This is a genomic window from Promicromonospora sp. NPDC059942 (assembly GCF_042731755.1).
GTDB lineage: Bacteria > Actinomycetota > Actinomycetes > Actinomycetales > Cellulomonadaceae > Promicromonospora.
On sequence record NZ_JBHWLR010000004.1, the window covers coordinates 163,213 to 175,792 of the forward strand.

Here is a 12,580-nt window from a genome sequence, read left to right on the forward strand (position 1 = left end):
AAATGAGTTCGGCACTTGGTATCGAGATCGGTCCAGCGTTGGACCGATCTCGATACAGAGGACCGATCTCAGAGCGGACTGCCGATCTCACTCCGCCCGCCGCCCGACGCCCACCGCCCGACCCCCCGCCGGCGCACCCTCGGACACCCCATGCACTCCCCCGGAAACGTGCGCTATTCTCGGCTGGAAAGCGCATTCCCAGACTGCGCGACAGCCCGAAGACGAACACCGACGATGGAGTCTCGCCCGTGACCACACTTCGCATCGCCATGAACGGCGTCACCGGCCGCATGGGTTACCGCCAGCACCTCGTGCGCTCGATCCTGCCGATCCGCGACCAGGGCGGCGTCACGCTCGCTGACGGTTCGCGCGTCCAGGTCGAGCCCGTGCTGGTGGGCCGCAACGCGGACAAGCTCAAGGAGCTCGCGGCCCTGCACGACGTCGAGCACTGGACCACCGACGTCGACGCGGCCATCAAGGACGCCGACATCGTGTTCGACGCCGCCATGACCAACCTGCGCCCCGCGACGCTGTCCAAGGCGATGCAGCAGGGCAAGCACGTCTTCACCGAGAAGCCGACGGCGGAGACGCTCGCCGAGGCCATCGAGCTCGCGCGCCTGCAGGCCACCACGGGCGTGACCGTCGGTGTGGTGCACGACAAGCTGTACCTGCCCGGCCTGGTGAAGCTGCGCCGCCTGGTGGACGAGGGCTTCTTCGGCCGCATCCTGTCGCTGCGCGGCGAGTTCGGCTACTGGGTGTTCGAGGGCGACTCGCAGCCCGCCCAGCGCCCGTCGTGGAACTACCGCACCGAGGACGGCGGCGGCATCACCACCGACATGTTCTGCCACTGGAACTACGTGCTGGAGGGCATCCTCGGGCAGGTCAAGACCGTGACCGCGCGGACCGCCACGCACATCCCGACCCGCTGGGACGAGCAGGGCCGCGAGTACGCCGCGACCGCCGACGACGCCGCGTACGGCATCTTCGACGTCACCACCCCGGGCGGGGACGACGTCGTCGCGCAGATCAACTCGTCCTGGGCCGTGCGCGTGTTCCGCGACGAGCTCGTCGAGTTCCAGGTGGACGGCACGCACGGCTCCGCCGTCGCCGGCCTGCGCGAGTGCCGCGCCCAGCACCGCGCGCACACCCCCAAGCCCGTGTGGAACCCGGACCTGCCCGTCACCGAGCCGTTCCGCGACCAGTGGCTCGACGTCCCGGCGAACGCCGACCTCGACAACGGCTTCAAGCTGCAGTGGGAGGAGTTCCTGCGCGACGTCGTGGCCGGGCGCCCGCACCGCTACGACCTGCTGTCGGCGGCGCGCGGCGTGCAGCTTGCCGAGCTGGGCCTGCGGTCGTCGGCCGAGGGCCGCCGCATCGACATCCCGGAGATCACCCTGTGAGCGGGACGACGAGCGGGGTCGCCGTCGTCCTCCCCCTGTTCGACGCCGAGGGCCGCGTCAGCGGCTCCGAGGCCGTCGAGCTGAACGCCCCCGGCCCGTGGACGAAGCCGTCGGGCCCGATCACGTCCCGCATCGCCTTTGCGGCAGCCCACGTGGTGCCGCAGGTCGGGGCGGAGAACGTGCCGGGTGCGCCCGCCGTCGTCGACTGGGACGCGACGCTCGCGTACCGGCACCGCATCTGGGAGCACGGGCTCGGCGTCGCCGACGCGATGGACACCGCCCAGCGCGGCATGGGCCTGGACTGGGCGGCGACCCAGGAGCTCGTCCGGCGCTCGGCCGCCGAGGCCGCGTCCGTGGGTGCGCGCGTCGCGGGCGGCGCGGGCACGGACCAGCTCGACCCCGCCGTCGTCGCGGCGCTCGAACCGGGCGACGCCGGCCTGGCCGTCGTCACCGAGGCGTACCGCGAGCAGGTGGGCGTGGTGCAGGACGCCGGGGCGCAGGTCATCGTCATGGCCTCCCGCGCGCTGGCCCAGGTCGCCCGCGGGCCCGAGGACTACGCCCGCGTCTACGACGCCGTGCTGGCCGAGGCCGACCAGCCCGTGGTGCTGCACTGGCTGGGCACCATGTTCGACCCGGCGCTGGCGGGCTACTGGGGCTCCGACTCGGTGGACGACGCCACGAAGACGTTCCTCGACCTGATCCGCGCGCACCAGCCCCGGATCGACGGGGTCAAGGTGTCGCTGCTCGACGCCGCCCACGAGGTGGGGCTGCGCCGTTCCCTGGCGGCCCTTCCGCCGTCGGACGACGGGGTGCGGCCCCGGCTGTACACCGGCGACGACTTCAACTACCCGGAGCTCATCGCCGGCGACGAGCAGGGGCACTCGGACGCCCTGCTCGGCATCTTCGCGGCGATCTACCCGGCGGCCTCCACGGCGCTCCAGGCGTTCGACGCCGGGGACGCCGCCCGCGGGCACGAGATCCTGGCCTCGACCGAGGCGCTGGGGCGGCACATCTTCGCCGCGCCCACGTACTACTACAAGACCGGGATCGCGTTCCTGTCCTGGCTGAACGGCTTCCAGCCCGGGTTCTCCCTGGTGGGCGGCCTGCACTCCGGCCGGTCGCTCGCGCACCTGGTCGAGCTGGCGCGCCTGGCCGACGGCTGCGGCATGCTGCTCGACCCGTCCCTGGCCGCCGCGCGCCTGCGTGCCTTCCTCACGACGAACGGGGTGACCGCATGAGCAGGGCATCGCTCAACACCGCCACGGTGAAGCACGCCTCGCTGGCCGAGGCGTGCGAGGCCGCGGCCACGGCGGGCTTCGGCGCCGTCGGTCCGTGGCGCGACGTGGTCCAGGCCGTGGGCGCGCCGCAGGCGGCGCGCATCATCGCCGACGCCGGGCTGCGCGCGTCGTCCCTGTGCCGCGGCGGGTTCCTCACCGCGGCCGACGACGCCGGCATCCGCGCCGCGCTCGACGACAACAAGCTGGCGATCGAGGAGGCCGCGACGATCGGCACCGCGGAGCTGGTCTTCGTGGTCGGCGGGCTGGTGGGTTCGACGCCGGGTGGCGCCCCGACGTCGGACGTGGACCGGGACCTGGTGGCCACGCGCGGCCGGGTGGCCGACCGGATCGCCGACCTGGTGCCGTTCGCCGCCGAGCACGGCGTGCGGATCGTGCTGGAGCCGCTGCACCCGATCTTCGCCGCCGACCGGGCCGTGATCTCCACGCTCGCGCAGGCGCTGGACCTGGCGGCGCCGTTCGCGGCGTCGGAGGTGGGCGTGGTCGTGGACACCTACCACGTGTGGTGGGACCCGGCGCTGCGCAAGTCGATCGCACGGGCCGGGCGGGAGGACCGCATCGCGTCGTACCAGGTGTGCGACTGGGCGCTGCCGCTCGCGGCCGAGCCGCTGAACTCGCGCGGGCACGTGGGCGACGGGTACATCGACTTCGCCACGATCACGGGCTGGGTGCGCGACGCCGGCTACGTGGGCGACATCGAGACCGAGATCTTCAACGAGGAGATCTGGGCCGAGCCGACGTCGAGGACGGCGGAGACGGTCCTGTCCCGCTACAACCAACACGTCGCTCCCCACCTCTGACGCAGATCCCCTTTGAGGCCCGGGTTTCTCCGCTTTGAGCCGTGTCAGAGCGAAGAAACCCGGGCCTCAAAGGGAAGTGACGAGACCGGCCGGGCTCAAGGCCCCGCGGTCACGGCGTCTGGCCCACCTCGTCGACGATCGACCAGCCCGTGATGGCCTCGCCGTCCGTCATGCCGTCCGGGTAGGTGTTCGCGGTGCCGAGCAGGTCGTGCGTCTCCGGGTCGAAGATCAGGTCCTGCCGGTAGTCCTCCGCCTCGACGCCGACGGCGATGCCGGGCCGCCCGATCGCGTCGGTGACACCCGGGGTCACGACCAGCCCGTCCACCCGGCTGAGCGCCCCGAAGACCGCCGCGCGTGCCTCCGGCGTCAGGGTCCTCAGCAGATCATTGGCGTTCACGAACATCGACAGCGCCGAGCCGTCGCCGTGCCGGCGCAAGTAGTCGTACATGGCGTCGGCGTCAGTGGGTGCGTCCCGGTCGACCCCGGGCACCGAGCTGCAGTCGGTGCCGGCCGCCCGGGCCCGCTCGTCCCCGCCGTCGGCACAGGCGAACAGCCGCTCGTCGAGCGGATCCCCCGCGGAGTACGTCCCGGTGGCCCTGCCGTCCTGGGTGCCGTCGACCGAGTACCAGCCGACATGGTCCCCCGCGTTCTTCGAGGCGGACTTCCCGATGACCTCGTACCGGCTGGTGCCCGTCGTGGCGAAGTACACGAACTGGTCGTCGCGGACCTGGTCCCACGAGGCGTCGGCGGCGGTGACGGTCCGGGTGGCGGCGGCCTGCAGGATCTCGGCCGCCGAGGCCGAGCCGGGCGGCACCGGGGCGCCGCCCTCTTCCCACGGCATGGTGAGGGTCGCCGTGGGCGCGAGGAGCAGGCCGCCCGCAACCGTGGCCGCGACGCCCAGTCCCGCGACCAGCCGCAGACCGCGCCTGCGTGGCCCTGTCGCACGGGGCGGACCGCCCGGACGGCCGGTGGCCGGCCCACGACCGAGACCCCGGCGCACGGGAGGTGCCTCCACGGCCGCGTCGGCGGTCGAGCCGATCTCCGAGGCGAGGCGTGCTCGCCCCGAACGGAACGCAGCGTCCGTTCCCGCCGCCGACGGGTCCAGCAGCGCGCCCACCGTGTGCAGCGCCTCCACCTCGGGCGCGCCGGGCTCCTGCCCGGTCGTTCTGGTGCTCGTCGTCATCGTCCGTCCTCCTCCGCGTCCCAGAGCCCACCCGGCAGCGCCGTGCGGACCAGCCTGCGTGCCCGGTGCAGGCGAGAGCGCACCGTGCCCTTCTTGATGTCGAGGGTCGTCGCGATCTCCTCGTAGCTCAGGTCGCCCCACGCCCAGAGCAGCAGCACGTCCCGGTCACCGGGGCGGAGGCCGGCGAGCGCCGCGCCGAGCGCGCTCCCGGCCGCCCGGGCGGCGACGTCCGTCGTGGCCTGGTCCTCCAGGCCGGTGTCGGGCGGCGTCGTCCCCACGCGGGCCATGGCCCGGTATCGGGTCGCCTCCGCCCGGCGGAGCTGCGAGATCTCCCGGGTCGCGATCCCGAGCAGCCACGCCCGGGCGTCGGGCCGGGCGAGGTCGTAGGAGGCCCGACGGCGGAACGCCGCCACGAACGTCTCTGCCACCACGTCCTCGGCGTGCTCCGGCCCGACCCGGCGGTACGCGTACCGGTGGACGGTCCTGGCGTGCCGGCCGTAGACGGCCGCGAAGTCCTCCGGCTCGTGCAGGGACGACGCGATGATCTGCGCGTCGGACCGCCCTGCCTCGGGGTCGACGTCGGCGCCGACCAGCTCGGCGGCCGCCGTCATGGCCCCGCCCCGCTCGACGTCGCGAGCTCGTTCGTCTGCATCGTGCCTCCCTGCCCGTCGGAACCACTGTCACCTGGTATCCGCACGGCGGCAGCAATCGGTTCACGACACGCAGGCCGACGCGTTGAGCACAGCACCTGCTGCTGGACGACGGCTCAGTCCGGCAGCAGGTGCTGTGGTCGATCGCCCCGGGACGGGGGCGAGGGCGGGTCAGCGGGGCGCGGCGCGGAGGACGAAGCGGCAGACGCCCCAGGTCGCGAAGAGGAGCGGGGCGGCCGCGAAGCCCAGGCCCACGGCCGGGCGGGTCGCGACGACGCCCACCAGCAGGCCCAGCACCACCAGGGCACCGGCCGAGAGGTACCAGCGGCGCACCCCGAGCACCAGGGCCGCGAGCAGCACCTCCCGCAGGCGTGCCCCCGGCATCTCGGGCACGGCGGCCAGCGCGAGGAGCGCCGTCAGCACCGCGACGGCGGCCAGCGTGACCAGCACGGGGATCGCGGCGGCCCCCGCCGTCCGGCCCCAGAAGAAGGCCACGTCGACGGCGGCCACCACCACGGCGCCCGTCGCGAGCGCCCCGATCGCCAGGCCGCGGCGCAGGTGCCGGCGCCAGGCGCGGGCGAAGGTGCGGACCACCGCCGTCGACCCGTCGGCGCTGAAGGCGCTGAACACCGCGAAGGCCGCGACCAGGGCCGGGCCGAGCAGCGGCGCCGCCACGGCGGCGAGCGGCCAGGTCGTGGCGAGATCGGTCGCCACGACCAGGACCACCAGGGGCAGGCAGGCGACCGCGAGGAGCAGGTTGGTCATCAGGCCCGTGTAGACGGTGCCGAACACCAGCTCGTAGGTCTCGGGCCCGAGCAGGGTCCGCCGACGGCGCGGCGCGCCCGCGCCGGCGGCCGCACCGGCAGAGCCCGCCGCACCGGCGACGCCGGCCGGACCCACCCCGGCAGCACCCACGGCACTCACCCCTTCACGCCCGTCGTCGCGATGCCCTGCACGAAGTACCGCTGCCCGAGCAGGAAGATCAGCGCGATCGGCAGGACGGACAGCACGGAGCCCGTCATGATCAGCGCGTGCTCGGCGTTGTACTCCCCGATGAACGACTGGAGGCCGATCTGGATGGTCCACAGCTCGCGGTCGCGCAGGTAGATGAGCGGCCCGAGGTAGTCGTTCCACGTCGAGACGAAGGTGATGATCGTCAGCGACGCCAGGGCCGGGACGGACAGCGGCATGATGATGCGCCACCAGATCCCGTACTCGGAGAGCCCGTCGATGCGCGCCGCCTCCGACAGCGAATCGGGGATCGACTCGTAGTACTGCTTCATGAGGAACACGCCGAAGGCGCCGAACGCCTGGAGCAGCATGATCGCCCACAGGGTGTTGTTCAGACCCCAGCTCGAGAGCATCTGGAACTGCGGGATCATGTACGACTGCCACGGCACCGCGATGGTGCCGATGTACAGCAGGAACAGCGCGTCGCGGCCGGGGAAGCGCATCTTGGCGAAGCCGTAGGCGGCGAAGCTGCCGGTCAGCACCTGGAGCAGCGTCACGGCGACGGAGAGGACGAGGGTGTTGCGCACCCACGTGACCATGTCGGCCTTGACCCAGATGTCGAGGTAGTTGCGCCACTGCACGGGGTCGGGGATCCACTCCACCGGCGCGGTGAACACCTGGTTGTTCTGCTTCAGGGACGAGATCACCATCCAGGCGAACGGGAGCATGATGCCCGCCGCGGCGAGGATCATCACCACGTAGAGCAGCACCCGGCCGGACCTCCGGAGGGCGGACGGACGGGCGGCCATCACGCCTCCTTCCGCTTGTTGTACAGGAACTGCACCACGGTCACGAGGATGCAGATGAAGAACAGGACGACGGCGACGGCCGAGGCGTAGCCGAACTCGAACTGCTGGAAGCCCTTCTGGTAGATGTACTGGCTGAGCACCAGCGTGGCCTGACCCGGGCCGCCGTCGGTCATGACGAGGATCAGGTCGAAGACCTTGAAGCTCTGGATCGTGACCATGACCGTCACGAAGAACATCGTGGGCCGCAGGCACGGCAGTGTGACGTTCCAGAACCGCTGCCACGCGTTGGCGCCGTCGATCCGCGCCGCCTCGTGCAGCTCGCCGGGCACGGTCTGCAGGCCGGCCAGGAACAGGAGCATGTAGTAGCCCATGTCCTTCCAGGTGCCGACGATGATCACCGCGGGCATCGCCCAGTCCTTGGAGACGGTCCAGCCGGGCATCTCGCCGTCGACGAACAGGCTCAGGAACTGGTTGATCGGCCCGTACTCCGGGCTGAACAGCATGTTCCACACCACCGCGACCGCGACGATCGACGTGATGTACGGGAAGAACGCCACCGTGCGGAAGAAGGCGGCGCCGCGCAGCTTCTGGTTCAGCAGCAGCGCCAGGCTCAGCGACACGACGATGGTGATCGGGATGTGCAGCGCGGCGTAGTAGAAGGTGTTGCCGAGCGCGATGTGGAAGCTCTTGTCCCCCACCAGGCGCGTGAAGTTGTCGAGGCCCACCCACTGCGCCGCGCCGAAGATGTTCCAGCTCGTCAGGGAGATGTAGAACAGCGTGAACACGGGGACGAGGGTGAGCACCGCGAAGCCGGCGAAGTTCGGCAGGATGAACGTCCAGCCGATCAGCGCGTTGCGGATCTTGAGCGACGTGCGGGGTGCCCTGAGGGGCGGGCGCCCGGGCTGCGTGAGCCCGGGCGTCCGCCGGTCCTCGGCGACGGGAGTCGCCATCAGCCGACCTCGTTGGCGACGCGCTCCTCGGCCTCGGTGATCGCCTCGTCCACCGGGGTGGACTCCGACATGATCGCCGAGTGCATCTCGCCGAGGATGGTCTGGATGGCCGCGGTCTTCTGGCCCACCGGGTTCTCCGGCAGCGTGTCGTGCGTGGTGTAGGCGAAGCGGGACAGGTCGTCCTGCGGCACGCCGTCGAGCGCGAAGATCGCGTCGGCCACGGCGTCGTCGATCAGGGCCGGCGTGATGCCGATCTCCGCGAGGGCGGCGGCACCCTCGGGGCCCGCGGCGAACCGCAGGAAGTCCTTGGCGGTCTCGATCTTGGACTCGTCGATGTTGGAGCTGATGCCCATCGTCGTCGGGTCACCGAACGTGGCCGGGGTGTTCTCCGTGCCGGTCGTGGACTCGTCGAGCTGCGGGATCGGCGCGATGCCCCACTCGAACGTGTCCGCCGCACCCGACGCCTGCTCGGCGACCAGCGTGCCGATGTACCAGGAGCCCATCGGGAGCATCGCTGCCTTCTGGGTGCCGAACTGCGACTGGTAGGCCAGCTCGTTCGTGGTGACCGTCGCGAACGACGGCTGCGAGCCGTTGTCCTGGAGCGCGAGCTGCCGCTCGTAGTACGGCGCCAGGTACGAGAAGTCGCCGCCGTCGAGCGAGGCGCCCTCGGTCTGCGCGAGCGCGAAGCCCTGCACGGTGGACTGCCAGCTGTGCAGGTAGGTGCCCGTGACCTCCTTCTCACCGATGCCCTTGGTCAGCTTCTCGGCGGCCTCGGCGTAGTCGTCCCAGGTCCAGGAGCCGTCGGGCAGGTCGACGCCGGCCTTCTCGAAGAGCTCCTTGTTGTAGTAGAGCAGCCACGAGTCCTGGCGGTACGGCACCGCGTAGGTCTTGCCGTCGACGGCCATCGGCTCCAGGCCGCCCGTCGCCGGGTCGAGCTCGCCCGCCACGTCGGAGATGTCGAGCAGCGTGCCGCCCTCCTGGAACGTGATGTAGTTCTTCAGGTTCTTCACGATGAAGACGTCGGGCGCGGCGCCGGCGGAGAGGTCGGCCGTCAGCGCGGTGTCGTAGTCGTCGCCGGCCGGGTACTCCTTGAGCTCCACGGTGACGTCCGGGTTGGCCTCGTGATAGGCGTCCGCGAGCGTCTGGAACTCCGGCGTGGACGCGAAGTCCCAGCCGGCCAGGCTGATGGTGACCGGGCCGTCGGCGGCCGCGGGCTCGTCCTGTCCGCCGCACCCCGTCAGGGCCAGCGACGCGGCGGCGGCGATGCCGAGCGCGCTCATGATCTTGCGGTTCATTCCTACTCTCCTTCGAGTGAGTCGTACTGCGACGCCCCGGTGACGAACCACCGGGTGCGTGGGGTCAGGGCAGGTCTGCCGTGGGCAGCTCTGCCGTGGTCCGTTCCCCGTCCGGCCAGGTCACGACGGCCTGTCCGGCGGCGAGCTCGAGGTGCGGTGCGGCGGCCGGGGCCGTCGGTGCGTCCTGGTCGCCGGCGTCGCCGACGTCGGCGGTGCGGCCGAGGCGGACGGCGACGCCGGTCCAGCCCTCCGGCACCGGGGCGTACCGCAGCCAGGGGGTGGTCGTGGGGCCGGCGAGCGGCGTCGCGTCGTCGGCCGTGGCCGTGCCGCTGACCGGCGCGACGTCGCCCAGCAGCGGGACGAGCGTCGAGTCGAGGCCGGGGCCGGCGGCCCAGCCGCCGATCCGGAGGGCCGTCGCCCTGGCGTCGACGTCGTCGGCGACCCGGACCAGCCGGACCTCCCAGGCGCCGCGCACGATCGAGACGGTGGTGACCCGCCCGGCCACGGTGGCGACCCCGGGCCGCCCGGACCCGTGATCGGGCGCCCCCAGATCGGCCGCGACCCAGTGCGCGTCGACAACGGACCCGAGCCCCACGGACCCCGTTGAGTGCTGGGTATCTGCGCTGTCGGAACGATCCGAGGGCGCAGATACCCCGCACTCAACGGGGAAGGGGGTGAAGCCTGTGCGGTGGGTTGCCTCTCCCCCCGCGGTCAGGAGGGCTACCGACTGGTCGAGCGGGGAGCGCCAGGCGTCCTCGTCCAGGAGCGGGGACGTCGCGGTCGAGTAGCCGAGGCGCGCGTACAGGGGCGAGTCGCCGCCGTCGGACCCGGGCAGGGCGTGGTCGGTGCCGTGGTTGATCACGCGCACGATGCCGTCGTCGCGCGTGGCGCTGATCGCCCAGCCGGGCGCGGCCGCCACGGTGAGCACGTCGCCGACGTCGACCGGGAGCGGCTCGGGGGCCGCCGTCCACACCTCGTGGGAGGCGGGCAGCGCCAGGCCCAGGAGGCCCTTGCTCGCCCAGTACGGCGAACCGGTGCCGCTGTACCGCTGCGCGAGGGGGCGCCACGGGTGGTGCCAGCCCAGGGTCAGCAGGCCGTCGTCGCCGGGCACGTCGCGGTCGGCGAAGTGCCGCACGATGCGCGTCGCGGCCTCGCGGAGCTGTCCCGGCCGGCCCACGCCCGACACGGCGCCGGCCCAGAACGGTGCGGCCGCCGCGAAGCGGTAGGTGAGGCTGCGGCCCTGCAGCAGCGGGGAGCCGTCGGCCCCCACGAGCGCCAGGGCGTCGTCGAGGTAGCGGGCCAGGTGCTCGCGGTCGGACGCCGAGCGCACGGCCAGGTCGTCGCCCGCCGCCGCCGCGACCTCCGCCGCGCCCGACATCCGCGCCCACAGCGCGGGGTACAGGTGGAGGGCCCAGCCGGCGTAGTGGTCGAAGCTGCGCTCCGGGCCGTCGGCGAACCAGCCGCCGGGGCGCCGGAACCGGTCGTGCGCGGCGAGGTCACGGGCCACGTCGTCCGCGGAGAACGGGCCGCCCACCGAGCGCAGGAACGTCTCCACGACGATCCGGAACCAGACCCAGTTGTTGTCCGGGTAGTCCTCGTCGCCCACCACGGTCCCGAGGTAGTCGACCACGTGCTCCTGGGCGGACGGCTCCATGCGGTCCCAGATCCAGGGCCGCGTCAGGTCGAGGATCAGGGCGAGCGAGGCGGCCTCGACCTTGGCCTGGCCGTGCTCGTCGGGCCGGGTCCAGCGCTCGGGGTGCGCGGGGTCGGTGCCCGCAGCCAGGCCGGCCGCGTACCGCTCGGCGAGGCCGGTCGGGTCCGCGCCGTCCTCCCCCGCGAGCCGGAAGCCCGCGAGCAGGAAGGTGCGGGCGAAGCCCTCCAGGCCGTCGACGGCGGTGCCATACCCGCCCGGCGTGCCGGGCAGGGTGATGAGCGAGCCGCTCGGCGAGGCGTACGGCTCGACGGCGGCCAGCAGCCGGTCGGCGTACGCCGCGAGCCAGGCGCGAGCCTCGGGGCCGGACGCGCCCGCGCCGGCCGGGACGGAGATGTGGTGGGTCATGCGACGAACTCCATGTCCTCGCGCGTCACGGCGCTGCGGGACGCCACGCCCCGCGCGTACCGCTCCAGCTCGTCGAGCGCGGCCGCGGTCATCCGGCGCGCCTCCGTGCCGAGCGACCCCGCGATGTGCGGGGTGATCATGACGTTCGGCAGGTCGTACAGCACCGACGACGCCGGCAGCGGCTCGGGCTCGGTGACGTCGAGCATCGCGTAGATGCGTCCGGTCTCGCACGCGCGCTCCAGAGCCGTGGTGTCGACGACGGCGCCGCGGGCGGTGTTGATCAGCGTGGCGCCGTCGGGCAGCAGGGCGAGCTCGCGCGCGCCGATCAGGTTGCGCGTCGAGGGCAGGTCGGGGGCGTGCAGCGAGACGATGTCGGAGGCCGCCAGCAGCTCGTCGAGCGGCACCAGCCGCGCGCCGGCGGCGGCCACGGCGGCAGGGTCCGCGAGCGGGTCCGCCACGAGGATCTCGCGGGTCTCGGGGCCGGAGCCCGGCACGGTCAGCCGCGCCACCACCTGGCGCCCGGTGCGGGAGAAGCCGACGATGCCGACGACCCGGCCGCGGTTGGACAGGTCGCCGTGCTCGCCCAGGTAGGACCAGTCGTCGCGGCGCTTGCGGGCGATGTTCGCGAGGAACGGCGCCTTCTTGCCGGCCATCAGGATCGCGGCGACCGTGAACTCCGCGACCGGCAGCGCGTTCTCGGCCACCGCGTTGGTCACGAGCAGCCCGCGGTCCCAGACGGCGTCGGACACGAGCGACCGGACCGAGCCCGCGCAGTGCAGCACGGCGCGCAGGTTCGGCGCGAGGTCGAGCACGTCGGCGGTGATCCGCGGGGCGCCCCAGGAGGTGAGGAGCACCTCGACGTCGGCCAGCCGGGCCTTCGCCTCCGGGGTGTCGTACGCGGTCACACGGGCGGGCTCGCCGAGCCTCGCGATCGCGTGCAGCCGGGAGTCCTCGTCCGGGCCGAACTGCATACGCAGTGCCCGATCGTCCATGACGAGCAGGGCCTCAGGTCGCCGCACCACCGCGCTCCTCTCCATCGAGTCCGCGTCCGCCTGACCGTTCAGACGAACAATTCCGATCACCTACGATCGAACGATGGCCCATTGAAGCCCACCCGCCTGGCCGTTGGCAAGCCCCTGGCGTTCGGCAAAGAGTTGCACTACGATCATTTTCGATCATTGGAGATAC

General features: G+C 72.6%; 11 protein-coding genes. 3 read left to right on the forward strand and 8 right to left on the reverse strand.

The window, feature by feature from the left end:
• The first annotated feature begins 269 nt into the window (after positions 1–269).
• Genes ACFV9Q_RS08055 through ACFV9Q_RS08065 form a run of 3 tightly spaced genes read left to right on the forward strand, consistent with a single transcriptional unit; the run spans position 270 to position 3,495 of the window.
• Entirely contained in the window at positions 270–1,400 is a 1,131-nt protein-coding gene (locus ACFV9Q_RS08055; protein ID WP_377232429.1) for a Gfo/Idh/MocA family protein, read from the forward strand.
• Between the two features lie 35 nt (positions 1,401–1,435).
• Entirely contained in the window at positions 1,436–2,638 is a 1,203-nt protein-coding gene (locus ACFV9Q_RS08060) for a dihydrodipicolinate synthase family protein (RefSeq protein WP_377234169.1), read from the forward strand.
• Complete coding sequence (locus tag ACFV9Q_RS08065) at positions 2,635–3,495, forward strand: sugar phosphate isomerase/epimerase family protein (protein ID WP_377233963.1); 861 nt, start codon at positions 2,635–2,637, stop codon at positions 3,493–3,495. Before ACFV9Q_RS08060 ends, ACFV9Q_RS08065 begins: the two co-directional genes overlap by 4 nt.
• 109 nt (positions 3,496–3,604) lie before the next feature.
• Here the strand turns inward: ACFV9Q_RS08065 and ACFV9Q_RS08070 are convergent, their stop codons facing one another.
• The 8 genes from ACFV9Q_RS08070 to ACFV9Q_RS08105 form a co-directional block, all read right to left on the reverse strand.
• Positions 3,605–4,678, reverse strand: coding sequence for a CU044_5270 family protein (locus ACFV9Q_RS08070; protein WP_377233964.1), 1,074 nt, complete (start codon positions 4,676–4,678; stop codon positions 3,605–3,607).
• The gene (locus ACFV9Q_RS08075; RefSeq protein ID WP_377233965.1) at positions 4,675–5,289 is read right to left on the reverse strand and encodes an RNA polymerase sigma factor; all 615 of its coding nucleotides are present in this window, start codon (positions 5,287–5,289) and stop codon (positions 4,675–4,677) included. The genes ACFV9Q_RS08070 and ACFV9Q_RS08075 overlap by 4 nt, the downstream gene beginning before the upstream one ends.
• A gap of 210 nt (positions 5,290–5,499) precedes the next feature.
• On the reverse strand, positions 5,500–6,243 hold the full coding sequence (locus ACFV9Q_RS08080) for a ferredoxin-NADPH reductase (RefSeq protein ID WP_377233966.1): 744 nt from the start codon (positions 6,241–6,243) through the stop codon (positions 5,500–5,502).
• Positions 6,244–6,248: 5 nt separating this feature from the next.
• A complete protein-coding gene (locus ACFV9Q_RS08085) occupies positions 6,249–7,088 on the reverse strand; it encodes a carbohydrate ABC transporter permease (RefSeq protein ID WP_377232070.1) in 840 nt (279 codons plus the stop codon).
• Positions 7,088–8,038 (reverse strand): carbohydrate ABC transporter permease, encoded by a 951-nt coding sequence (locus ACFV9Q_RS08090; protein WP_377232071.1) that lies wholly within the window; start codon positions 8,036–8,038, stop codon positions 7,088–7,090. Before ACFV9Q_RS08090 ends, ACFV9Q_RS08085 begins: the two co-directional genes overlap by 1 nt.
• Positions 8,038–9,333, reverse strand: coding sequence for an ABC transporter substrate-binding protein (locus ACFV9Q_RS08095; RefSeq protein ID WP_377232072.1), 1,296 nt, complete (start codon positions 9,331–9,333; stop codon positions 8,038–8,040). The genes ACFV9Q_RS08090 and ACFV9Q_RS08095 overlap by 1 nt, the downstream gene beginning before the upstream one ends.
• Positions 9,334–9,397: 64 nt before the next feature.
• On the reverse strand, positions 9,398–11,392 hold the full coding sequence (locus tag ACFV9Q_RS08100) for a DUF2264 domain-containing protein (RefSeq protein WP_377233967.1): 1,995 nt from the start codon (positions 11,390–11,392) through the stop codon (positions 9,398–9,400).
• Positions 11,389–12,411, reverse strand: coding sequence for a hydroxyacid dehydrogenase (locus ACFV9Q_RS08105; protein WP_377233968.1), 1,023 nt, complete (start codon positions 12,409–12,411; stop codon positions 11,389–11,391). Before ACFV9Q_RS08105 ends, ACFV9Q_RS08100 begins: the two co-directional genes overlap by 4 nt.
• Positions 12,412–12,580 lie beyond the last annotated feature (169 nt).